Below are 22,666 nucleotides of genomic sequence, written 5' to 3' on the forward strand. Positions count from 1 at the left end.
CCTTCTGTGCGGGGTTCACGCTACCGGATGGGGGCGCGGAGGCCGGATGCGGGGCGGCGTCGCCCCGCGCATCCGGCCTCCCGGCTAGGCGGGTGACGTCGTCGCGGTCTCCCGGAAGGCCACGCGCATGGCGTCGAGGCGCGCCGTCAGCGCGGCGGGCACCCGGCCGCCGAAGCGCGCGAAGTGCGCCTCCACGGCGTCGAGCTCCTCGAGCCAGAGGTCCGGATCCAGGGCCAGCAGCTCGTCGAGCGCGCCGTCGGCGAGGTCGAGGCCCCGCACGTCCAGGTCCTCCGGCAGCGGCAGGCCCCCGACCGGGGTCGGCGCGACGGGCACGCGGTCCTCCAGGCGGCGCACGATCCACTCGAGGACGCGGGCGTTCTCGCCGAAGCCCGGCCAGAGGAAGGAGCCGTCGTCGCCCTTGCGGAACCAGTTGACCTGGAAGACGCGGGGTGCGCCGTCGCCGAGACCCCGTCCGACCTCGAGCCAGTGCCGCCAGTGGTCGGCCATGTCGTAGCCGCAGAAGGGCTGCATCGCGAAGGGGTCGTGGCGGAGCTCGCCCACCCGGCCCTCGGCGGCGGCCGTCTGCTCCGACGCCATGGTCGCGCCCACGAAGACGCCGTGCTGCCAGTCGTCCGCCTCCGCGACCAGCGGGACGTTCGTCGCGCGGCGGCCGCCGAAGAGGATCGCGTCGACGACGACGCCGTCCGGGTCGTCCCAATCGTCCGCGAGCGACGGGCACTGCTCGATCCCCACGGTGAAGCGGGCGTTCGGGTGCGCGGCGGGGGTGCCGGATCCGGGCGACCACGCCTTCCCCTGCCAGTCGACGAGACCCGCGGGCGGCCTCGGCGTCATGCCCTCCCACCAGACGTCGCCGTCGGGGCGGAGCGCGACGTTCGTGAAGATCGCGTTGCCCCAGACGGTCGACATGGCGACGGGGTTCGTGGTCTCGCCCGTACCGGGCGCCACGCCGAAGAGGCCGCGCTCGGGGTTGACGGCGCGCAGACGGCCCCTGGCGTCGGGGCGGAGCCAGGCGATGTCGTCGCCCAGCGTCTCGACCGTCCAGCCCGGGATGGTGGGCGTGAGCATCGCCAGGTTCGTCTTGCCGCACGCCGAGGGGAACGCGGCTGCGACGTGGAATCGGCGGCCCTCGGGGCTCGTGATCCGGATGAGGAGCATGTGCTCCGCGAGCCAGCCCTCGTCGCGCGCCATCACGGAGGCGATGCGGAGGGAGAAGCACTTCTTGCCGAGCAGCGCGTTGCCGCCGTAGCCCGAGCCGAACGAGATGATCTCGCGCTCCTCGGGGAAGTGGCAGATGCGCTTGTCGGCGTTGTGCGGCCACGCGACGTCCCGGCGGCGGGTCCCGGCGTCGTCGACGAGCGGCGCGCCGAGGCCGTGCAGCGCGCGGACCCACGTGGTGTCGGGGCCGATGAGGCGGAGCGCGTCGTCGCCCATCCGCGTCATGAGCGCCATGCTCGCGACGACGTACGGGCTGTCCGTGATCTGCACGCCGAGCTGCGAGATCGCGCCGCCGAGCGGGCCCATCGAGAACGGGACGACGTAGAGGGTGCGGCCGCGCATGGATCCGGCGAAGAGCCCCTCCAGCTCCGCCCGCGTCCGGGCGGGGTCGCGCCAGTTGTTCGTGGGGCCGGCGTCTGCGGGATCCGCCGAGCAGATGAAGGTGCGGTCCTCGACGCGCGCCACGTCGGCCGGGTCGCTGCGGGCGAGGAAGCTGTGCGGGCGCCACTCGGGGTTCAGCCGGATGAGCGTGCCCGCCTCGACCATGTCGCGCGTGAGGCGGTCGTACTCGGCGACGCTGCCCGTGCACCAGACGACGCGGTCCGGCACCGTGAGCCGGGCGACCTCGGCCACCCACCCGGCGATGCGGGGATCGCGGCAGTGGGCGGGTGCGGCCGCGCCGGGCGGGAGCGGCCGGGCGTCGGGCGCGGCGGCGCCGGTCTCGGTGCCGGTCCGGCTGCCGCGCGGGCGGTCGGCGGTGAGCGGGGGTGCGTCCTGGATGGTGGTCATGTCGGTCCGTCCTCGTCGATCGGTCTGTTGTTCCAGCCTGCGACCGGTCAGGATGGGGTTCGGGGATCCATCCGCGTGAAGAAGCGCGGATGTTCACGGAGAGGTGAAGGAATGGACCAGCTCGTCATCGGCCGGCGCATCCGGCACGCGCGGAAGGGCGCCGGGCTCACGCTGCAGGCGCTGGGGGAGCGGGCGGGGATCCTGCCGAGCCAGCTGAGCATGATCGAGAACGGCCGGCGCGAGACGCGGCTGTCGACCCTCGGCCGGATCGCGGGCGCGCTCGGCGTGGACGTCACGCACCTGCTCGCGGCCGACGCGCCGGATGCCCGCTCGGCCCTCGAGATCGAGCTCGACCGGGCGCAGCGATCGTCGCTCTACGGCGGCCTCGGCCTCCCCGCGGTGCCGGCGAGCCGGGCGCTCCCGCAGGAGACGCTGGAGGCGCTCGTCGGCCTGCACCGCGAGCTCGCACGTCGCGAACGCGAGTCGATCGCGACGCCCGAGGAGGCCAGGCGGGCGAACACCGAGCAGCGGCTCATGATGCGGCAGCAGGACAACCACATCCCCGCGATCGAGGAGCTCGCCGAGCGGATGCTCGCGGACGTCGGCCACCGCAGCGGCGCCCTCTCCCACCGCAGCGTCGGCCGCATGGCGGAGGGGCTCGGCTTCGAGCTCATCTACGTCGACGACCTGCCGCGGTCCACCCGCTCCGTCACCGACCTCGGGGAGGGGCGGATCTACCTGCCGCCCGCGTCCATCCCCGGCGGCCACGGCCTCCGCTCGATGGCGCTGCAGGCGATGGCGCACCGCGTGCTCGGCCACGAGGAGCCCGCGAGCTACGCGGACTTCCTCCGGCAGCGGCTGGAGATCAACTACTTCGCGGCCGCGTGCCTCATGCCGCTCACGCAGTCGGTCGAGTTCCTCAGCGAGGCGAAGTCCCGGCGCGACCTCGCGGTGGAGGACTTCCGCGACGCGTTCGGCGTGACGCACGAGGCGGCGGCGCTCCGGCTCACGAACATCAGCACCACGCACCTCGGCCTCCGCGTGCACTTCCTGCGGGTGGGCGGCGACGGCGCGGTCTACAAGGCGTACGAGAACGACGGCCTGCCGCTGCCCGTCGACGTCACGGGCGCGGTCGAGGGCCAGCCCGTGTGCCGGGAGTGGGCGGCGCGCGGCGCGTTCGACCGGACCAACCGCACGACCGAGTTCCACCAGTACACGGACACGCCCGCGGGCACGTTCTGGTGCTCGACGCAGACGGGGTCCACGGCCGAGGGGGAGTACTCCATCTCCTTCGGCGTGCCGTTCGCGCACGCGAAGTGGTTCCGCGGACGCGAGACGACGGCGAGGAGCGTCTCGCGCTGCCCGGACGAGTCGTGCTGCCGCCGCGCGGATCCCGAGGACGCGGGCCGGTGGCGCGACCGCGCGTGGCCGAGCGCGCGGCTGCACGCGCACATCCTCGCGCCCCTGCCGCGCGGGTCGTTCCCCGGGGTGGACGACAGGGAGCTGTACGCGTTCCTCGACCGGCACGCGGGGGCCTGACGCGGGGACCCGCGACGGCTATCGCGGCGCGGCGTCCGGGTCCAGCCGCGGGACGGCGGCGAGGAGCGCCCGGGTGACGGGGTGCGTCGGGCGGATGAGCACGTCGTCGGCGGATCCGCGCTCCACGATCCGGCCGTCGGACATGACGGCGACCTCGTCGCTCATGTGCGCGACGACGCCGAGGTCGTGCGAGATGAGCAGGAGGCCGAGCCCGAGCCGACGCTGGAGCTCGTCGAGGAGGTCGAGCACCTGGGCCTGCACGGCGATGTCGAGCGCGGAGACGGGCTCGTCGCAGATGAGCACGTCCGGGCGGGCCGCGAGGGCGCGCGCGATGGCGACGCGCTGCCGCTGGCCGCCGGACAGCCGGGCGGGACGGCGGGAGAGGAGCGCGGGATCGAGGCCCACCTGCGCGAGGAGCGTGCCGGGGGAGTCGAAGGCGCCGGCGCCGCGGAGGCCGGCGACGGCGAGCGCGTCCCTCAGGATCCGGTCGACGCTCCAGCGGGGGTCGAAGGACGCGAGCGGGTCCTGGTAGACCGCTCCGATCCGCGCGCGTCGGCTCCGGCGCTCGCGCTCCGGGATGCCGCTCCACGGCTCGCCGTCGAGCGTCACGTCCCCCGCGTCCGGCTCCTCGAGCGCGAGCAGGAGGCGGGCGACCGTGGTCTTGCCCGAGCCGGATCCCCCGACGAGGCCGAGCGTGCGGCCGCGGCGGACCTCGAGGGAGACGTCGTCGACGGCGGTGCGCGCGGATCCGGCCGGGCCGCGGTAGGAGCGGGTGAGGCCGGTGGCGCGCAGGACGACGCGGTCGTCCGCGCGCGGTGCGGCGGTCGATGCCGGCGCGGGTGCGGGGACGGCGGCCTCGAGCCGGGCCTCCGAGAGGGGCGTGCCGCGCGGCACACCCGTCGGCACGGCGGCCACGAGCGCGCGGGTGCGGCGGTGCGCGGGCGCGCGGAGGATCTCCGCGGTCGGGCCCTCCTCGACGACGCGGCCGTCGTGCATCACGGCGACGCGGTCGGCGAGCCGCGCGACGACGGCGAGGTCGTGGCTGACGAGCAGCGTCGCCTGACCGCGCGTGCGCAGGTCGGCGAGCAGGTCGGTGATGCGCGCCTGCACCGTCGCGTCGAGGGCGGTCGTGGGCTCGTCGGCGACGAGGAGCGGCGGATCCAGGGCCAGCGCCGCCGCGAGCAGCGCACGCTGCCGCAGGCCGCCGGAGAGCTCGCCGGAGCGCTGGTGCACGCGCGTCGCGGGATCCGGCATGCCCACGCGCTCGAGCAGCTCGAGCACGCGCGTCCGCCGGGCGCGCGGGTCCCGCATCCCGTGCACGCGGAGGGCGTCGCCGATCTCGCGGCCGATGGGGCGGAGCGGGTCGAGCGAGGAGAGCGCGTCCTGCAGCACGAGGCCGACGCCCGATCCGCGGACGCTCCGCCACTCGCGCGGCCCCGCGTCGCGGAGGTCGCGGCCGGCGATCTCGAGGGCGCCGGCCCGGACCTCGGCCCCCGGCCCGGCGAGTCCGAGCAGGCTCCGCGCGGTGACGCTCTTCCCGGATCCGGACGTGCCGACGAGCGCGAGGCACTCGCCCGGCGCGATCCGCAGCGAGACGCCGTGCACGACGGGGACGCCGTCGAAGGACACGCGGAGGTCCTCGACGCGCAGGGCGGGCGGCGGCGCGGGCGTGGCCCGACCGGATCCGGCGCTCACGACGCCCGCACCCGTCGCTCCAGCGCTCGGCCGAGCACGGTCGACGCGGTCGCGGTCAGCACGATCATGAGGCCGGGCACCACCGTCAGCCACGGCGCCGAGCCGATGTAGGTGCGGCCGGCCGCGAGCATGGCGCCCCACTCGGGATCCGGCGGCACCGTCCCGAGCCCGAGGTAGCTGAGGGAGGACGCCCACACGATCGCCTGCCCGACACCGAGCGTCCCGAGCACGAAGAGCGGCGCGGCCGTGTTCGGGAGGATGTGGCGCGCGAGCACCACGAGCGGCGGGCGGCCGAGCACGGTGGCCGCCTCCACGTACGCGGAGCGGCGCACCGACATGACCCGGCCGCGGATGATGCGCGCGTATCCGGGGGCTGCCGAGATCCCGACGGCGAGCGTGGCGCTCCCGATGCCGGGGCCGAGGATCACGATGAGGAAGAGCGCGAGCAGGAGGCCGGGGAACGCGAAGACCACCTCGATCACGCGGTTCACGGCGAAGTCGGCGACGCGGCCGAGGAGCGCGGCGGCGAGCCCGAGGACCGTGCCGAGGCCGAGCCCGATGGCCGTTGCGCTCACGCCGATCACGAGGCTGGGGCCGGCGCCGTGGACGACGCGCGTGAGCACGTCGCGGCCCGACTCGTCGGTGCCGAGGAGGTGCCCGGCGCCGGGCGCGCGGAACGCCTCCGCGGGGGAGATGGCGAGCGGGTCGCCTGGCGCGAGGATCCCGGGGGCGACGGCGGCCACGAGCAGCAGGACGACCACGATCGCGGCGCCCGTCGTCCCGGCGGCGGCGAGGATGCGGGCGTCCGGCCGGTAGGGCGCTGCGCCGAGGAGCGCGGCGGCGCGGGGGTCGCTCATCGCGTGGCCGAGGGGACATCGGATGCCCGTACGTCGGACGTCCGCGGGTCGGCGTCCGCGACGGGAGCACCCGGAGCGCCCGCGAGGACGGGAGCGCTCGAGCCCGCGGGCACGTCTCCCGGGCGCGCGTCGACGAGCCGCGGGTCCACGATCCGCGCGAGCAGGTCGGTCACGGCCGTGAGCACGATGTAGACGACCGCGACCACGAGGACCACGCCGACGATGACCGGCACGTCCCTGCTGGTCACGGCCGAGAGCGCGGTGCGTCCGAGGCCGGGCCGGGCGAAGATCTGCTCGACGACCACGGCGCCCGAGATGAGGAAGCCGAACGCCCATCCGGACAGCGCGATCCCGGGGGACGCCGCGTGCCGCAGCGCGTGCCGCAGCCGCACGCCGGCCTCGGACTCGCCGCGGGCGCGAGCCGCCAGCGCGAACGGGGAGTCGAGGGCGTCGAGCAGCGCCTCCCGCATGATCTGCCCGAGGAACCCGGCGAGGGGGATCGCGAGCGTGAGCACCGGCAGCACGAGCCCCGCCGGCGAGGATCCACTCACGGCCGGAAGCCAGCCGAGGCCGGTGGAGAACACGAGGATCAGCACCACGCCGATCCAGAAGTGCGGCAGCGACGCCGCCACGATCTCGACGCCAGCGCCGATCGCCCCGGCGACCCGACCAGCGCCCGACGAGACGAGGGCGAGGCCGAGCGCGAGGATCCACGCCACGGCGAGCGCGAGCACGGCCAGCAGCAGCGTGCCGGGCAGCTGCCGCGCGAGCACCGCGACGACGTCCTCGCGGAGCGCGTACGACCGGCCGAGGTCGCCCTGCGCGAGCCGGCCGAGCTGCGCGAGGTACTGCACGAGGAGCGGCTGGTCGAGCCCGTACTCGGCGCGCACGGCGGAGACGGCCTCGGGCGGCGCCTGGGAGCCGGGGCCGCCGAGGATCGCCTGCGCCGGGTCGCCCGGGATCAGCCGCACGGCGAGGAACGTCACGGTCGCGACCGCCCAGAGCACGAGGACCGCGCCGCCGATCCTGGCCCCGACGGCGCGGAGGAGCGCGGGTCGACGGGAGCCGGACGCGCGGACGGCGCGGCCGCGCCTCACCGGGCGAGCCAGGTGTCGTACATCGTCGGCGTCGCGACGGAGGGCAGCGCCCGGAGCCCCTGGACCGCCGTGCCGTGCAGGAAGTGGTTCTGCTGGTCGTAGAGCGGCAGGATCCAGTAGCCGGCCATCACGCGCTGCTGCACGTCCGCGTAGAGCGCATTCCGCCGGTCGAGGTCGGTCGTCGCCCGCGCCTCGGCGAGCGCCTGGTCGATCTCGGGCACGGACACCTTGGCGTGGTTGGCGAAGTACCCGCTCGGCGCGGGCGTGATGCCCGAGGTGTCGTAGAGGATGCGCAGCACGTCGGGGCCGGCCTTCGTGTACGGCGCGCTGACGAGCTCGTACGCGTCGTCGCCGAGCGCCTCGTACCAGGAGCCGAGGTCCATCGGCTCGAGCTGCACGTCGAAGCCGACGGCCTTGACGTTCGCCTGGATCTGCTCGAACAGCGACTGCTCGGCGGGGATCGACTGGTTGGTGCTCACGGGGAAGCGCAGCGTCAGGCGCGCGCCGTCCTTCGTGCGGATCCCGTCGGCGCCCTTCGCGGACCAGCCGGCCTGGTCGAGGAGGGCGGCCGCGCGGTCGACGTCGATCCCGAACAGGTCCGGGTCGGAGACCGCGGCCGGCTCGGTGCTCGCGAGCGGGGAGTACGAGCGATCCGCGGTGCCCTGGAAGAGGGCGGTGATCCCCGCGTCGACGTCGGCCGAGCGGATGAACGCCTCGCGCACGCGCTCGTCGTCGAACGGCGCCCGGCCCGAGTTCAGCTCGATGCGGTTCGAGGCGCCCGGGCGCGGCGCGTCGAGCTCGCCGAGCGCGCCGCCCGCGGTGGCGGAGACGATCGCGTCGGGCTGCGCGTTGTCGATCACGTCGACCTCGCCGCTCTGCAGGGCCGCGTAGCGAGAGGCGGCGTCCGGCAGGAAGCGCCAGTCGATGCGGTCCAGGTACGCGGGGCCGGTGTGCGCGGCGTCGGTGGGCGGCGACGCGTACGCGTCGTTGCGCACGAGCGAGATGGACTGCTGGCGGTCCCAGCGCTCGACGCTGAATGGTCCGGTGCCGATCGGCTGGGCGCAGTTCGCGTCGGTGCCGCGGGCGATCCCCGCGGGCGACTCCATCGCGAGCCACGGCTGGGAGAGCGACTCGAGCAGGGCGCTGTCCGGCGTCGAGAGCGTCAGTCGCACCGTGGACGCGTCGACCGCCGTCGCGTCCGTGACCGCCTGCAGCGCGAGGTACCCGGTGGAGGAGAGCGTCGCCGGGTCCTGCACATGCCGGATGTTCGCGACCACCGCGTCGGCGTCGAACGGCGTGCCGTCCGTGAAGGTCACGCCCTGGCGCAGCTTGAGCTCGAGCCCCAGGCCGTCGTCGCTCCAGGTCCAGCCGTCGGCGAGCCAGGGGGTGATCCCGCCCTTCCCGTCGAGCGACACGAGCGGCTCCAGGAACTGGGACGAGACGAGAGCCTGCGGGTAGTTGCCGCCGACGTGGGGGTCGAGGCAGTCGGGCTCGGCGTCGCCGGACGCGTAGACGAGCGTGCCGCCGGAGACGGGCGTGCTCGAGGCCTCCGGGGTGGCGGGCGTGCATCCGGTGAGGAGGAGGGCGGTCGTGGCGAGGGCGCCGAGGCCCGCGAGCGCGCGGGTGCGTGGGGTGTGGATCATGGGTGCTTCCGATGGGCGCGCCGCGGGGGCGCTGGTGCGGGTGTTTCTGTACCGCGTCCAACAATACGCGCCCGCCGTCACGTCGGTGCACCAGGATGGGCGCATGACTCCCGCCCGTCCCGCCGGTCGTCCGCGCCGCTCGTCGCGCGCGACCCTCGAGGAGGCCGCCGCCGAGCTCTTCCTCGAGAACACCTACGCCGCCACGACCATCGAGCAGATCGCCCAGCGCGCCGGGGTCAGCCGCGCCACCTTCTTCAACTACTTCGCGTCCAAGGCCGACCTGCTGTGGGCGGGGCTCGACGACACGCTCCGCGCCTTCGGCGACGCGCTGTCCGCCGTGGATGCCGCCGGGTCGCCTGTCGACGGCGTCGTCGACGCGCTGATCGGCGCCGCCTGCTCCCGCGGCGTGGGCTGGCTGCCCCTCGCCCTGACGCAGCACGAGGTCATGGGCCTCGGCTCCGACGTGCAGGGGGAGGGCGTGGCGCGCGCGGCGCCGCTCGTGGATCCCGTCGCGCAGGCCCTCGCGCGCGCGTCCGGCTGCCGCGCCTCGGTCGCGCCCGTGCGGATCGCCGCCGCCGTGATCGCGGCCGCCACCGCCGCGGCCGTCGTCGCCTGGGCCGGGGACGGGGTGGGACGGGGCCCGCTGGAGGAGGCCGTTCGCCAGGCGCTGGATCCGCTCCGCACGGCGCTCGCCGCCCTCCTCGCCTGACCGCGCGGCTCGAGGCCTTGGGAGGGATGCCCCGCTGTCCGCCACGGGCCTCCTAACCTGTGCGCGCGGCGCGACCGCGTCCGCTCCCTCGACCACGAGAAGAGACGCCATGACCCGTGCATCCGCCCTGCCCGGCCGCCCCCGAGCGCCGCGTCGCCCGTTCACCGCCGCTCGTCGCCGGATCCTGTCGGCCGCGCTGGCGGTCCTGGTCGCGGTAGCGGGCCCCGCGATGGCGGCGTCGGCCGCATCGGCTGCCCCGGCGGCCGGCCCCGCCCGCGTGTCCGGCTACGCCACGCACTACTCGCTCGGGCCTGACGGGAGGACGACGAACGGCAACTGCTCGCTCCCGGCCATCCCGAAGGACCGCCTCTACGTGGCAGTCGGCCCCGACCTCTACGCCGGCGGTGCCGGATGCGGCAGCTACCTCGACGTCACCGGACCCCACGGCACGGTGCGCGTCGAGGTCGCCGACTCCTGCCACGAGTGCGTGCACGGCCACCTCGACCTGAGCGAGGAGGCGTTCCGGGCCATCGGCGATTACGACGCCGGCATCATCACCACCTCGTACGTGCCGGTCGCGGCGCCGACCGTCCCCCCGCTCTCCTTCCGGTTCAAGGACGGCTCCTCGGCGTACTGGGCGGCCCTGCAGGTGCTCGACGCCGGCGTGCGGCTCCGATCGGTCGAGCTGTGGGTGGGCGCGCGGTGGGTGCCGCTCTCCCTGACGGACTACGGCTACTGGCTGGCTCCCGGGTACGTGGGCGCGGGGCCCTTCACGGTGCGCGTCACGGACACCACGGGGCGCACGGCCACGGTTCAGGGCATCGTGCTCGACCCGATGAGGCTGCAGCACACCGCATCGCGCCTCCGCTGACGGCGCGGCGCGCACCCGACGCGCCGCGTCCTCCGCGTGGATCGCGCGCCGTCACGCTCTCGGCCAGGATGTCCGCATGACCTCCGACTCGCCCGACCTCGCCGCCCTGTCCTCCTCTTTCGGCGGCGTCTCCGAGCAGTACGACCGGGTGCGGCCGGCCTACCCGGACGAGGCGGTGGCGTGGATGCTCCCCGCCGGCGCCCGCCGCGTGGTGGACCTCGGCGCGGGCACGGGCAAGCTGACGCGCCTCCTCGCGGATCGCGGCCTCGACGTCACGGCGGTCGAGCCGGACGACCGCATGCGCGCCGTGCTCGCGGACCGGCTGCCGGGCGTGACGGCCGTCCGCGGATCCGGCGAGGCGATCCCCGTGGGCGACGGCGAGGAGGACGCCGTGCTCGTCGCGCAGGCCTGGCACTGGATGGACGCGGGCGAGGCGGCCCGCGAGGCCGCGCGCGTCCTCCGGCCGGGCGGTCGCCTCGGGATCGTCTGGAACGTCATGGACACGGAGGTCGGCTGGGTCCGCGAGCTCGACGCCCTCCTGCAGCCGGGCGCACGTGCCGCCGGCCGCGCCACCGAGCCCGGCCCGTTCCCCGGCTTCGGCCCCGTCGAGCACGCGTCCTTCGCGCACGTGCACCGCACGACCCCCGAGGAGGTGGTGGACCTCGCCGGATCCATCAGCCGCATCAGCACGCTGCCGGACGTCGAGCGCGCCCGCGTCCTCGACGACATCAGGACCCTCCTCGCCGGTCACCCGGACACGGCGGGCCGCGACGCGCTCGACCTGCCGTACCGCGCCGACGCCTACCGCGCCCAGCTCGGCGGATGAGCGCCCACGGGATGCGGTCCGCCGGGCGCTAGGATCGTCAGCACAGGCGCCGATCCGGCCATCACCGGGGAGCCTTCGGAAGAAAGCCGCGGAGCACGCGGCGAGTAGAACCGAACGGACAGGGCCCGTCATCGCCTTCAGGAGAGTGGTCGCGCATCGCGTGGCAAGCGGGGTGGTACCGCGCTCGGGGATCCGCATGAGGGATCCGGGCGTCCTCGCGGAGAGCCCGTCCCCGCAGGAGATGCCATGACCTACCCCCGTCCCGTCCCCGACGACCCGAGCGCCCCCGACCAGGTTGCCGCGAGCCCGCGCTTCCCGGACGTCGAGAAGGGCATCCTCGCGTTCTGGAAGCGCGACGACACCTTCCGCGCCTCCGTCGAGCAGCGCGAGGGCTGCGACGAGTGGGTCTTCTACGACGGCCCGCCGTTCGCCAACGGCCTCCCGCACTACGGGCACCTCCTCACGGGCTACGCGAAGGACGCCTTCCCGCGCTTCCAGACCATGCGCGGCAAGCAGGTCCACCGCCGCTTCGGCTGGGACACGCACGGCCTGCCCGCGGAGCTCGAGGCGATGCGCCAGCTCGGGATCACGGAGAAGAGCGAGATCGAGGAGATGGGCGTCGAGGAGTTCAACGCCGTCGCCCGCCGCTCGGTGCTCGAGTACACGGGGGAGTGGGAGGAGTACGTCACCCGCTCGGCCCGCTGGGTCGACTTCGAGGACGACTACAAGACGCTCGACGTCGACTTCATGGAGTCGGTGATCTGGGCGTTCAAGCAGCTGCACGACAAGGGCCTCGCCTACGAGGGCTTCCGCGTGCTGCCGTACTGCTGGCACGACCAGACCCCGCTGAGCAACCACGAGCTGCGGATGGACGACGACGTCTACCGCATGCGCCAGGACCAGTCCGTGACCGTCACGTTCCCTCTCGTCGGCGCGAAGGCCGAGTCGCTCGGCCTCACCGCGGTGCGCGCGCTCGCCTGGACGACCACGCCCTGGACCCTGCCGACGAACATGGCGCTCGCGGTCGGGCCGGACATCGTCTACGCCGTGGTGCCGGCCGGCCCGGCAGGCACCCCCGATGCGGAAGCACCCGACTCCCTGCCCCGCGCGTCGTCCGTGCGGCTCGCGGCCGAGGTGCTCGGATCCGAGTACCTCATCGCCCAGGACCTCGTGGGGAACTACGCCAAGGACCTCGGCTACGCGTCCGCCGACGAGGCCCGCGCCGCCGTCTCCCGCACCGTGCTCGGCCGCCAGCTCGAGGGCGTCGCGTACGACCGCCTCTGGGACTTCTACGCCGACGTCGAGCGGTTCGGCACGGAGAACGCCTGGCAGGTGCTCGTCGCCGACTACGTCACGACGACCGACGGCACCGGCATCGTCCACCAGGCCCCGGCCTACGGCGAGGAGGACCAGCAGGTCTGCGCCGCCGCCGGGATCCCGGTGATCCTCTCGCTCGACGAGGGCGGCCGGTTCGTCGACACCGTGCCCGAGGTCGCGGGCGAGCTGTGGTCGGACGCCGGCAAGACGCTCACGCGCATGCTCAAGGCCCAGGGCCGCCTCATCCGGCAGGCCAGCTACGAGCACTCCTACCCGCACTGCTGGCGCTGCAAGAACCCGCTGATCTACAAGGCCGTGTCGAGCTGGTTCGTGCGCGTCACCGACTTCCGCGACGACATGGTGCGACTCAACCAGGACATCACCTGGACGCCGGAGAACGTCAAGGACGGCCAGTTCGGCAAGTGGATCGGCAACGCGCGCGACTGGTCGATCAGCCGCAACCGGTTCTGGGGCAGCCCCATCCCGGTGTGGAAGAGCGACGACCCGGCGTACCCGCGCATCGACGTGTACGGCAGCCTCGACGAGCTCGAGGCCGACTTCGGGGTGCGGCCGACGGACCTGCACCGCCCCTTCATCGACGAGCTCACGCGCCCGAACCCCGACGACCCGACCGGCCGCTCCACCATGCGCCGCATCGAGGACGTGCTCGACGTCTGGTTCGACTCCGGTTCCATGCCGTTCGCCCAGGTGCACTACCCGTTCGAGAACCGCGAGTGGTTCGACCAGCACAGCCCGGCGGACTTCATCGTCGAGTACATCGGCCAGACCCGCGGCTGGTTCTACACGCTGCACGCGCTGTCGACGGCGCTGTTCGAGCGCCCGGCGTTCTCGAGCGTCGTGAGCCACGGCATCGTCCTCGGCAACGACGGCCAGAAGATGTCCAAGTCGCTCCGCAACTACCCGGACGTCAACGAGGTGTTCGACCGCGACGGATCCGACGCCATGCGCTGGTTCCTCCTCGCGAGCCCCGTGCTCCGCGGCGGCAACCTCGTGGTGACGGAGGAGGGGATCCGCGAGGGCGTCCGCCAGGTGCTGCTCCCGCTCTGGAGCACCTGGTACTTCTTCTCCCTCTACGCCAACTCGGCGCAGCCCGGCGGCTACGAGGCGCACCGCGACACGACGAGCGACGACGTGCTGGACCGCTACATCCTGGCCCGCACGCGCCGCCTCGTCACCGAGGTCACCGAGCACATGACGGCGCTCGACTCCACGCTCGCCGCCGCGTCCCTCCGCGACTTCGCCGACGTGCTCACGAACTGGTACGTGCGCCGCAGCCGCGACCGCTTCTGGGCGGGCACGGAAGCCGGCGACACGCGCGCGTTCGACACCCTCCACACGGTCCTCGAGACCGTGACGCGCGTGGCCGCGCCGCTGCTCCCGCTCGTGTCCGAGCGCATCTGGAAGGACCTCACGGGCGGGCGCAGCGTCCACCTGGAGGACTGGCCCGAGCCCGACGACCTGCCCGCGGACGATCGCCTCGTCGAGGTGATGGACCGGGTCCGCCAGGTCGCCTCGACCGCGCTCTCGCTGCGCAAGCAGTCGGGCCTCCGCGTCCGCCAGCCGCTCGCGCGCCTCACGGTCGTGAGCGACGACGCCGACGGGCTGGCCCTGTTCGAGGACATCCTGCGCGACGAGCTCAACGTCAAGGCCGTCGCCGTCGAGGAGCTGACCACGTCGAGCGCGGCCGACGCGGGCATCACCCGCCGCCTCACCGTCAACGCGCGCGTCGCCGGGCCCCGCCTCGGCAAGGGCGTGCAGCAGGTGATCCAGGCCGCCCGTGCGGGCGACTGGACGGAGGTCCACGGCGAGGTCGTCGCGGGCGGCGTGCCGCTCGTGGCCGGCGAGTACGAGCTGGTGCTGGAGGTGGCGGGCGACCGCGCCGACCAGGCGCTGGCGCTCCTGCCTGGCGGCGGGTTCCTGCTGCTCGACACCGCGCTCACCCCGGAGCTCGAGGCAGAGGGCCTCGCGCGCGACGTCGTCCGGAACGTGCAGGACGCGCGGAAGGGCGCGGGGCTCGACGTGAGCGACCGCATCTCCCTCGTGATCCGGCTGGACGCCGCGGGTGCAGAGCAGGCCGAGCGGTTCCGGGACCTCATCGCGCGTGAGACCCTGGCGGTGGCGCTGCGGATCGACGCGGACGACCAGGCGACGGAGTCCGGCATCACCGTCGGCAGCGGATCGCCCCTGTACATCGAGGTGGAGCGAGCATGAGCGACCAGCGGGGCGGACAGCCCTTCGACGACGACGAGCCCCGGCGCGACGACGACTTCGAGCCGGAGGCGGACGAGGGCGTCGACGCCGCCGCGCGCGCCCTCGACCCCGACGTCGACGGCCTGAGCGACGACCAGCTCTTCGCCGACGACGCGGCGGAGCTCCGCCGCGAGGCCGAGCAGTCGATCGTGGCCGGCCGCGAGGTCGACGACGAGAACTACTTCGAGCGCGAGGGCGACGCCGTGTACCAGGCGCTCCTCGCGCGGATGGGGGAGCAGGCGCCGCAGCCGCGCCTGTCCGCGACCCGCCGCGTCGTCGAGCTCCTCGGCGACCCGCAGCGCGCGTACCCGATCGTGCACGTCACCGGCACCAACGGGAAGACGTCGACGAGCCGGATCACCGAGAGCATCCTGCGCGCCGCGGGCCTCCGCACGGGCCTCTTCACGAGCCCGCACCTGGTGCGCTTCAACGAGCGCATCGTCGTCGACGGCCTGCCGATCACCGACGAGGCGCTCAGCCGCAACTGGGCCGACGTCGAGCCCTTCATCGACCTGGTCGACCGGGAGCTCGTCGCCGCGGGCGAGGAGCCCGTCACGTTCTTCGAGGCGCTGACGGTGCTCGCGTTCGCGTCGTTCGCCGACGCGCCCGTGGACGTCGCCGTCATCGAGGTCGGCATGGGCGGCGAGTGGGACAGCACCAACGTCGGCGACGGCCAGGTCGCCGTCTTCACGCCCGTCTCGCTCGACCACACGCAGCGCCTGGGATCCACCATGGCGGAGATCGCGCGCACCAAGTCCGGCATCGTCAAGCCCGCCGCGGACGTCGTCTCCAGCGCGCAGGCGCCCGAGGTCGTCGCCGAGCTCACGCGCGCGGCCGAGCTGACGGAGTCCACCTGGTCGATCGAGGGCGAGCGGTTCCGCCTCCTCGACACGACCCTCGCGGTCGGCGGCCAGGTCATCAGCGTGCAGGGCCTCGCGGGCACGTACCGCGACGTCTTCCTCCCGATGTTCGGCGCGCACCAGGCCCAGAACGCCGCGGTCGCGATCGCCGCGGTCGAGTCGTTCCTCGGCGGCGGCGACCACGCCATCCACGACGACGTGCTCGCGGAGGGCCTCGCCACGGCGACGAGCCCCGGCCGCCTGCAGGTCGTCGGCACCGAGCCGACCGTCCTGGTCGACGCCGCGCACAACCCCGCGGGCGCCGCGTCGCTCGCGGCCGCGCTGCCCGTCTACTTCACCTTCGACCGCGTCACGGCCGTCATCGGGGTCCTCGCGGACAAGGACGCCGAGGGCATCGTGCGCGAGCTCGCGCCCGTGGTCGACCACTTCATCGTCACGCGCTCCCAGTCCGAGCGCTCGGTGGATCCCGACGAGCTGGCGCGCATCGTCGTCGGCGTCGTCGGCCGCGACCGCGTCACGGTCGAGCCCGACCTCCGCACGGCCCTCGAGGACGCGCGCGACTCCGCGGGCGAGACCGAGAAGGGCGCGGCGCTCGTCACGGGCTCGATCCTCCTCGTCGGCGAGGCCATCGCGCACGCCGCCGACGAGGGCTGGAAGACCGCGTGAGCGCCGACGGCCGCCCGGCCCGCACCAGGCGACCCCGACCGCCCCGCACGACGGTGGAGATCCTCGGATCCATCGTCATGGGCTTCCAGGTCATCGTCGTGTTCCTGGCGAGCCTCGTGGCGTTCGGCCTCGGCTCCCTGCCGCCGCTGCTCGCTCTCGGCGGCGGCGCCCTCCTCGTGATCGCCATGCTGGCCGTCGTCGGCGCCCTCCGCACCCCGCTCGGCGTCCGCGCCGGCTGGGTCGTGCAGGTCCTCGTCGTCCTCACCGGCTTCGTGCTGCCCGCCATGTTCGCCGTAGGCGGCTTCTTCCTGCTCCTCTGGGTCTACGCCATGGTGCAGGGCGCCCGGATCGACCGCGAGAAGGCGGCGGCCCGCGGCGCATGGGAGCAGGCCATGCTCGACGAGCAGGCCGCGGCGGGCGACGCCCCGGCCCCGGGCGACGACCGCCCCACCGACCACCGACCGACCACCGAGCCGCCGGCTCCCACCCCGTAGGAGGCACCCATGTCCGCTCCCGTCCAGGAGACCCTCGTCCTCGTCAAGCCCGACGGCGTCGCCCGCGGCCTCACCGGCGAGATCCTCCGCCGCATCGAGGCCAAGGGCTACCAGATCGTCGACCTCCGCATGGTGCAGGCCGAGCGCGCCCTGCTCGAGCAGCACTACGAGGAGCACCAGGGCAAGCCGTTCTACGAGCCGCTCGTCGAGTTCATGGAGTCGGGCCCGATCGTCGCCGTGCGCGTCGCCGGGAACCGCGTCATCGAGGGCTTCCGCTCGCTCGCCGGCACGACCGACCCGACGGGCGCCGCCCCCGGCACGATCCGCGGCGACCTCGGGCGCGACTGGGGCCTCGCCGTCGCGCAGAACCTCGTGCACGGCAGCGACTCGCCGGAGTCCGCCGCGCGCGAGCTCGCGCTCTGGTTCTAGGACGCGCACGAGGAGAGGGGCCGACCGGCATCCGGTCGGCCCCTCTCCTCGTCCCGGCGCCTCAGTCGAGCAGCGTCGGGATGAGGGCGGGGAACGTCGCGATGATCGCGACCACGATGATCGCGTAGTTCAGCACCACGACCGCCCACGTGTACGGGGCCACGGCGTCCGCGGCCCGGCGGATCCCCGCGGGGACCGGCAGCAGGCCCGCGCGCGCGGTGGCGGAGAGCGTGCCCCACCACAGCGGGATCATCGCGCTCCACACGAGCAGGCAGTAGGGGCAGAGCGCGCCGATGACGAAGACGCTCTGGGTGAACAGCCACGTCACGAAGACCCAGCCGGCGAACGTCCCCACCGCGAAGAGCGTCCAGAACCAGCGTGCGAACCGCGCACCCGCGAACAGGGCCATGCCGATCACGATCGGCACCACGAACGCGGCGACCCCGATGAGCGGGTTGGGGAAGCCGAACAGCGATCCCTGGCGCGACTCGATGACCGTGGCGCAGGAGATGAACGGGTTGATGTCGCACGAGAGCGACGCGCCCGGGTTCTCGAGCAGGTGCAGCCGGTCGAGCACGAGCACGAACGCGCCGATCCAGCCGACGACGCCCGTGACGACGAGCAGGACGGCCAGGGAGCGGGGATGCGCAGGGGCCCGGGTCGCGGTCATGCGGCGATCATGGCAGACGGGGGAGCGCCGACCCTGACGGCCGGGTGGGCGTCGACGTGCGATACTGGCAGGCAGGTCGGACCGCCGCGCGGCACGACCGCCATGAAGAGTCTTTCCCGGGGCAGACCCGGGCCGCCAGGCACGTCCGGCGGCGGATAGCCAGTTCCGTACCAGTGCGCACGACCGAAGCCTCGGGCCGGCCGTCGCAGACCAGGATCGACGGAGAGCCGCGTACGCGGGGATCCACTCGGAGAGCTACCGGGGTACGGCGCGGCCGTACCGACCGGTTGAGGAGTGCACCAGAGATGGTGGAGAGAGACGAGAACACCGGCAGGAGGCGACCCAGCCTCTTCGAGCGGCTCACGGGCCGCCGCGCCGACACGACCGCGGCGACGGGGACCGGCGGCACGCCCGCGCTCCCCGCGTCCGCGACCCCCGAGGCGAGCGGCACGCCCGCCGCCTCCGAAGCGAAGGGCCACACCCTGAACGAGAACGACGACACCCGGACCACGCCCGCCGAGCAGGAGGCGCCGGTCGCCCGCCGCTCCCGCCGCGCGAGCACCCCCGCATCCGCGCCCGCGGTCGCCCAGCCGGACGACGCCAGCGTCGACGCGTCCGCCTCGGCATCCGCTCCCGCGGACGCCGCCGACGAGCGGCCCGCGGACGAGCAGCCCGCCGCACCGGCCGCCCGCGCCCCGCGCAAGCGCGCCCCGCGCAAGCCCGCCGCCGCGTCCGTCGAGGCTGGCACGCCCGAGGCGCCGAGCGCGGGCGTCCCCGACGCGGACGCGACGGTCGACGAGCCCGCCGCTGCCGAGCCGGTCGACGCATCCGCTCCCGCCGAGGCGCCCGCCGCTCCGGCCCGCGCCGTCCCGTCGCTCTCCGTCTTCTTCCAGGCCCCGGACATCGCGCCGCTTCCTCCCCGCCGCGAGCGGGACGACCGCCGCGACGGATCCCGCGACGAGGACGACGACCTCGACCGCGACGAGCGCCCCGCGCGCTCCTCGCGCCGCGGCGGCCGCGGACAGGACCGCAGCCAGGACCGCGGAGTCAGCCGTGACGGCCGTGGGCGCGACACCCGCGACGACGACGACCACGACGACGAGGACGACTCGCCGTCCGTCCGCCGCCGCGCGCGCCGCCGCTCCGGCGAGGAGGGCCGCGACGGCGACGACGCGCCCGGCACGGTCGTCAAGGTCCGCACGCCCCGCGAGCCCGAGCTCATCACCGAGCCGCAGCGCATCAAGGGATCCACGCGCCTCGAGGCCAAGAAGCAGCGCCGCCGCGACGGTCGCGACGCCGGCCGCCGCCGCCCCGTCCTCACCGAGTCGGAGTACCTGGCGCGCCGCGAGTCGGTCGACCGCAGCATGATCGTCCGCTCGCGCGACGGCAAGATCCAGATCGGCGTGCTCGAGGATCAGGTGCTCGTCGAGCACTACGTGGCCCGCGCCGACGAGGCCTCCCTCATCGGCAACGTGTACCTCGGCCGCGTCCAGAACGTGCTGCCCAGCATGGAGGCCGCCTTCATCGACATCGGCCGCGGCCGCAACGCCGTGCTCTACTCCGGCGAGGTCGACTGGGAGGCCGCGAACGCCGACAAGGGCGGCGGAAGCCACGCGCGTCGCATCGAGGTCGCGCTGAAGCCCGGCGACCGCGTGCTCGTCCAGGTCACCAAGGACCCGGTCGGCCACAAGGGCGCCCGCCTCACGAGCCAGGTGAGCCTCCCGGGCCGCTACCTCGTGTACGTGCCCAACGGGTCCATGAACGGCATCAGCCGCAAGCTCCCGGACACCGAGCGCGCGCGACTCAAGAAGACGCTCAAGGAGGTGCTGCCCGAGAACGTGGGCGTCATCGTCCGCACCGCGGCCGAGGGCGCGACCGAGGAGCAGCTGAAGCTCGACGTCGAGCGGCTCACCTCGCAGTGGGCGGAGATCAGCCGCCAGGTCGAGAAGGCGCAGGCGCCCGCGCTCCTGCACTCGGAGCCCGACCTGCTGCTGAAGATCATCCGCGACGTCTTCAACGAGGACTTCCGCGAGCTCGTGATCGACGGCGGCGACGCCCAGGAGATCATCGAGGGCTACCTCCGCGGCGTGGCCCCCGACCTCATCGACCGGGTGCAGACGTACTCGGGCGAGAAGGACTCGTTCGACCACCACCGCGTCAGCGAGCAGATCGAGAAGGCGCTCGACCGCAAGGTCTGGCTGCCGTCCGGCGGCTCGCTCGTCATCGACCGCACCGAGGCCATGACCGTGGTCGACGTCAACACGGGGAAGTTCGTCGGATCCGGCGGCAACCTCGAGGAGACCGTCACGAAGAACAACCTCGAGGCCGCGGAGGAGATCGTCCGCCAGATGCGCCTGCGCGACATCGGCGGCATCATCGTCGTCGACTTCATCGACATGGTGCTCGAGACCAACCGCGACCTCGTGCTGCGCCGCCTCGTGGAGTGCCTCAGCCGCGACCGGACCAAGCACCAGGTCGCCGAGGTCACGTCGCTCGGCCTCGTGCAGATGACGCGCAAGAAGCTCGGCCTCGGGCTCCTCGAGTCGTTCTCGGAGAACTGCGAGACGTGCGCCGGGCGGGGGATCATCATCCACCACGACCCCCTCATGGCCCACAAGCAGACGCCGCAGGAGCCCGTGCAGGGCCAGGGGCGTCGGCGCGGCGGCAAGGGACAGCAGGAGCACGGCTCAGGCGCCGGCAACGGCAACGGCAACGGCGGCAACGGGGGCGGTCGCGGCTCCGGCGGTGGGCAGGCGCAGCAGCAGCGCACGCCCGCGGCCAGCACGCACAGCATCACCGACGACGCGCGCTCCGCCCTCGCCAAGATCGCCACGAGCACCATCCAGACGGTGAACGAGGCCATCGACCGGGTCGAGGACGTCGTGCGCACGCCGGATGAGACGGCGGACGCGTCCGCGCCGGCCGAGTCGGCTCCCGTCGCGGAGCAGACCCGCGGCGACCGTCCGCGTCGGAGCCGCGGGGGCCGGGGACGCGCGTCGTCCGCGACCGTCGAGGCGGAGGATCGCTCCGAGCCGCAGGCGCCCGCCGCCGAGGCGCCGTCCGCTCCCGCCGAGGACCCGACGCCGGCCGACGCGCCGGTGGAGGAGCCCGCCCTGTCGACGCTCGAGCCGCGCGAGGCCATCCGCCTCGAGCCGGTGCAGATCCTCGACATCCCGGTCGCGAGCGCCCGCACGGCACCGCGCCGCGTCAGCTCGGCGGACGCGGAGCAGCTCCTCGGCTCCGTGCTCGACGCGCTGCCGCAGCCCAAGGAGCCCGGACAGGGGCGTTCGCGCAGTCGCCGGGTCTCCACGCAGACGCTGACGACGCCTGCCCCGGCCGACGACGCGAGCTGACGCGTCGGCTGCCCGTCAGGCAGCTGGACGAGGGAGGGCCCGGAGCGCATGCTCCGGGCCCTCCCTCGTGCGGCCGGACGTCCGCGGCGTCAGGATCCGAGCCCGCGCCGTTCGCGCTGGGTGACCCGCAGCCCGCTCGCCTGCAGCCGCCGGACGAGGTCGCGGTTCGAGACCGCGATGGCTCCCCGTGCCACGAGCTCGGCGTGCCGCTCCTCGGGCACGTCGTAGTGGTCGCGGTCGAAGGCCCTCGCCGGGATGTCGGCCGCGCGGGCGAAGGCGTGCAGCTCCTCGAGGGACGCGTCGCTGACCAGGTGCGCCCAGAGCCGGCCGTGCGCGGGCCAGGCCGGTCGATCGAGGAGGAGGGTCATCCTGCGAGCATATGCACGCCCGTCGCCGGTGGCTGGACCGCAGAGCCCATCGGGTCGGCCACGACGCGCCCGGCGCGCATGCGGCGAGGAGGCCGTCGGCTCGCGTATGATCGACCGAGGACGCCGGGGGTCCGGAGTTTGACCCCTGTCCGGCGTTCCGGTAACGTGAGTCGCTGGCATGCGCCGATCCCCAGAGATCGTGCGCCTGCGGCAGACTTCCTCCAATGATTCGGGCCACAGGGCGTCAAGTCCCCAGTGAGTCAAGCCCGCGAGAGAAAACAGGTACGGAAAAGTGGTTTACGCAGTTGTGCGCGCCGGCGGTCGGCAGGAGAAGGTCGAGGTCGGGACCATCGTGACGATGGACCGGGTCAAGAACCAGCAGAGCGGCAAGGTCGTGCTCCCCGCGGTCCTGCTCGTCGACGGCGACACCATCACCACGGACGCCGCCAAGCTCGCCGACGTCACCGTCAGCGCCGAGATCCTGAACGACCTCCGCGGTCCGAAGATCGTCATCCAGAAGTTCAAGAACAAGACCGGGTACAAGAAGCGCCAGGGGCACCGCCAGGACCTCACGCGCGTCCAGGTCACCGAGATCAACTAGCACCGAGACCGCAGGGAGAAACAGATGGCACACAAGAAGGGCGCGAGCTCTACCCGCAACGGCCGTGACTCGAACGCCCAGCGCCTCGGCGTGAAGCGCTTCGGCGGTCAGGTCGTCGGCGCCGGCGAGATCATCGTCCGCCAGCGCGGCACGCACTTCCACCCCGGCGTCAACGTCGGCCGTGGCGGCGACGACACGCTGTTCGCCCTCTCCGCCGGCTCGGTGCAGTTCGGCGTCAAGGGCGGCCGCAAGGTCGTCAACATCGTCGTCCCGGCCTAGCGCAGGCCGACAGCACGGACGCTGCGGCGGCACTGCCGCGCAGCACTTCAAGGGCGGGCCTCGGCCCGCCCTTGTCTGCGTTCCGCAGGGAACACC

At 74.0% G+C, this 22,666-nt stretch carries 18 protein-coding genes; 11 read left to right on the top strand and 7 right to left on the bottom strand.

Annotated features, from left to right (window positions below; genetic code table 11):
• Positions 1–84 precede the first annotated feature (84 nt).
• Positions 85–2,025 carry a phosphoenolpyruvate carboxykinase (GTP) gene (locus KYT88_RS07640; protein ID WP_043587138.1) on the bottom strand — a complete coding sequence of 647 codons (1,941 nt, stop codon included), beginning with the start codon at positions 2,023–2,025 and terminating at the stop codon, positions 85–87.
• A gap of 111 nt (positions 2,026–2,136) precedes the next feature.
• On the opposite strand from KYT88_RS07640, the gene KYT88_RS07645 reads away from it, so the two are divergent.
• On the top strand, positions 2,137–3,564 hold the full coding sequence (locus KYT88_RS07645) for a helix-turn-helix domain-containing protein (protein WP_043587136.1): 1,428 nt from the start codon (positions 2,137–2,139) through the stop codon (positions 3,562–3,564).
• A gap of 18 nt (positions 3,565–3,582) precedes the next feature.
• Here KYT88_RS07645 and KYT88_RS07650 read toward each other — a convergent pair whose 3' ends face one another.
• Genes KYT88_RS07650 through KYT88_RS07665 form a run of 4 tightly spaced genes read right to left on the bottom strand, consistent with a single transcriptional unit; the run spans position 3,583 to position 8,856 of the window.
• On the bottom strand, positions 3,583–5,259 hold the full coding sequence (locus tag KYT88_RS07650) for a dipeptide ABC transporter ATP-binding protein (RefSeq protein WP_051629380.1): 1,677 nt from the start codon (positions 5,257–5,259) through the stop codon (positions 3,583–3,585).
• Positions 5,256–6,116 carry an ABC transporter permease gene (locus KYT88_RS07655; protein WP_043587133.1) on the bottom strand — a complete coding sequence of 287 codons (861 nt, stop codon included), beginning with the start codon at positions 6,114–6,116 and terminating at the stop codon, positions 5,256–5,258. The genes KYT88_RS07650 and KYT88_RS07655 overlap by 4 nt, the downstream gene beginning before the upstream one ends.
• Positions 6,113–7,213, bottom strand: coding sequence for an ABC transporter permease (locus KYT88_RS07660; RefSeq protein ID WP_043587130.1), 1,101 nt, complete (start codon positions 7,211–7,213; stop codon positions 6,113–6,115). Before KYT88_RS07660 ends, KYT88_RS07655 begins: the two co-directional genes overlap by 4 nt.
• Positions 7,210–8,856, bottom strand: coding sequence for an ABC transporter substrate-binding protein (locus KYT88_RS07665; RefSeq protein ID WP_043587128.1), 1,647 nt, complete (start codon positions 8,854–8,856; stop codon positions 7,210–7,212). Before KYT88_RS07665 ends, KYT88_RS07660 begins: the two co-directional genes overlap by 4 nt.
• A gap of 103 nt (positions 8,857–8,959) precedes the next feature.
• Between KYT88_RS07665 and KYT88_RS07670 the strand changes: the two genes are divergently transcribed.
• From KYT88_RS07670 to ndk, 7 genes are all read left to right on the top strand, one after another.
• Positions 8,960–9,565, top strand: a complete 606-nt coding sequence (locus tag KYT88_RS07670) for a TetR/AcrR family transcriptional regulator (protein WP_043587126.1) — start codon at positions 8,960–8,962, stop codon at positions 9,563–9,565.
• A 109-nt stretch (positions 9,566–9,674) separates the two neighbouring features.
• Positions 9,675–10,436 (top strand): expansin EXLX1 family cellulose-binding protein, encoded by a 762-nt coding sequence (locus KYT88_RS07675; protein WP_051629379.1) that lies wholly within the window; start codon positions 9,675–9,677, stop codon positions 10,434–10,436.
• 76 nt (positions 10,437–10,512) lie between these two features.
• Positions 10,513–11,262, top strand: coding sequence for a class I SAM-dependent methyltransferase (locus KYT88_RS07680; RefSeq protein ID WP_043587124.1), 750 nt, complete (start codon positions 10,513–10,515; stop codon positions 11,260–11,262).
• A 246-nt stretch (positions 11,263–11,508) separates the two neighbouring features.
• On the top strand, positions 11,509–14,811 hold the full coding sequence (ileS, locus tag KYT88_RS07685; RefSeq protein WP_043587122.1) for an isoleucine--tRNA ligase: 3,303 nt from the start codon (positions 11,509–11,511) through the stop codon (positions 14,809–14,811).
• Positions 14,808–16,376, top strand: a complete 1,569-nt coding sequence (locus KYT88_RS07690; RefSeq protein WP_043587121.1) for a bifunctional folylpolyglutamate synthase/dihydrofolate synthase — start codon at positions 14,808–14,810, stop codon at positions 16,374–16,376. The genes ileS and KYT88_RS07690 overlap by 4 nt, the downstream gene beginning before the upstream one ends.
• Positions 16,373–16,870, top strand: coding sequence for a DUF4233 domain-containing protein (locus KYT88_RS07695; protein ID WP_043587119.1), 498 nt, complete (start codon positions 16,373–16,375; stop codon positions 16,868–16,870). Before KYT88_RS07690 ends, KYT88_RS07695 begins: the two co-directional genes overlap by 4 nt.
• Positions 16,871–16,879: 9 nt before the next feature.
• Positions 16,880–17,299, top strand: a complete 420-nt coding sequence (gene ndk / locus KYT88_RS07700; protein WP_012038171.1) for a nucleoside-diphosphate kinase — start codon at positions 16,880–16,882, stop codon at positions 17,297–17,299.
• Positions 17,300–17,360: 61 nt separating this feature from the next.
• On the opposite strand, the gene KYT88_RS07705 is transcribed toward ndk, so the two are convergent.
• Positions 17,361–17,969, bottom strand: coding sequence for a vitamin K epoxide reductase family protein (locus KYT88_RS07705; protein ID WP_043587117.1), 609 nt, complete (start codon positions 17,967–17,969; stop codon positions 17,361–17,363).
• A 305-nt stretch (positions 17,970–18,274) separates the two neighbouring features.
• Between KYT88_RS07705 and KYT88_RS07710 the strand changes: the two genes are divergently transcribed.
• Positions 18,275–21,322 carry an Rne/Rng family ribonuclease gene (locus KYT88_RS07710; RefSeq protein ID WP_043587115.1) on the top strand — a complete coding sequence of 1,016 codons (3,048 nt, stop codon included), beginning with the start codon at positions 18,275–18,277 and terminating at the stop codon, positions 21,320–21,322.
• Positions 21,323–21,411: 89 nt separating this feature from the next.
• On the opposite strand, the gene KYT88_RS07715 is transcribed toward KYT88_RS07710, so the two are convergent.
• Positions 21,412–21,690 (bottom strand): DUF4031 domain-containing protein, encoded by a 279-nt coding sequence (locus KYT88_RS07715; RefSeq protein WP_043587113.1) that lies wholly within the window; start codon positions 21,688–21,690, stop codon positions 21,412–21,414.
• Positions 21,691–21,982: 292 nt separating this feature from the next.
• Between KYT88_RS07715 and rplU the strand changes: the two genes are divergently transcribed.
• Positions 21,983–22,291, top strand: coding sequence for a 50S ribosomal protein L21 (rplU, locus tag KYT88_RS07720; RefSeq protein ID WP_012038175.1), 309 nt, complete (start codon positions 21,983–21,985; stop codon positions 22,289–22,291).
• A gap of 24 nt (positions 22,292–22,315) precedes the next feature.
• Entirely contained in the window at positions 22,316–22,570 is a 255-nt protein-coding gene (gene rpmA / locus KYT88_RS07725; RefSeq protein ID WP_012038176.1) for a 50S ribosomal protein L27, read from the top strand.
• Positions 22,571–22,666 lie beyond the last annotated feature (96 nt).

Origin of the sequence: Clavibacter sp. A6099 (assembly GCF_021919125.1) — a bacterium.
Taxonomy (GTDB): Bacteria; Actinomycetota; Actinomycetes; order Actinomycetales; family Microbacteriaceae; genus Clavibacter; species Clavibacter seminis.

Coding starts and splice junctions, on each gene's coding strand:
- KYT88_RS07715 (WP_043587113.1), bottom strand. CDS start 21,690: ATGACCCTCCTCCTCGATCGACCGGCCTGGCCCGCGCACGGCCGGCTC.
- KYT88_RS07655 (WP_043587133.1), bottom strand. CDS start 6,116: ATGAGCGACCCCCGCGCCGCCGCGCTCCTCGGCGCAGCGCCCTACCGG.
- KYT88_RS07670 (WP_043587126.1), top strand. CDS start 8,960: ATGACTCCCGCCCGTCCCGCCGGTCGTCCGCGCCGCTCGTCGCGCGCG.
- KYT88_RS07640 (WP_043587138.1), bottom strand. CDS start 2,025: ATGACCACCATCCAGGACGCACCCCCGCTCACCGCCGACCGCCCGCGC.
- KYT88_RS07675 (WP_051629379.1), top strand. CDS start 9,675: ATGACCCGTGCATCCGCCCTGCCCGGCCGCCCCCGAGCGCCGCGTCGC.
- KYT88_RS07645 (WP_043587136.1), top strand. CDS start 2,137: ATGGACCAGCTCGTCATCGGCCGGCGCATCCGGCACGCGCGGAAGGGC.
- KYT88_RS07665 (WP_043587128.1), bottom strand. CDS start 8,856: ATGATCCACACCCCACGCACCCGCGCGCTCGCGGGCCTCGGCGCCCTC.
- KYT88_RS07690 (WP_043587121.1), top strand. CDS start 14,808: ATGAGCGACCAGCGGGGCGGACAGCCCTTCGACGACGACGAGCCCCGG.
- rpmA (WP_012038176.1), top strand. CDS start 22,316: ATGGCACACAAGAAGGGCGCGAGCTCTACCCGCAACGGCCGTGACTCG.
- KYT88_RS07710 (WP_043587115.1), top strand. CDS start 18,275: ATGGTGGAGAGAGACGAGAACACCGGCAGGAGGCGACCCAGCCTCTTC.
- KYT88_RS07680 (WP_043587124.1), top strand. CDS start 10,513: ATGACCTCCGACTCGCCCGACCTCGCCGCCCTGTCCTCCTCTTTCGGC.
- ileS (WP_043587122.1), top strand. CDS start 11,509: ATGACCTACCCCCGTCCCGTCCCCGACGACCCGAGCGCCCCCGACCAG.
- ndk (WP_012038171.1), top strand. CDS start 16,880: ATGTCCGCTCCCGTCCAGGAGACCCTCGTCCTCGTCAAGCCCGACGGC.
- KYT88_RS07705 (WP_043587117.1), bottom strand. CDS start 17,969: ATGACCGCGACCCGGGCCCCTGCGCATCCCCGCTCCCTGGCCGTCCTG.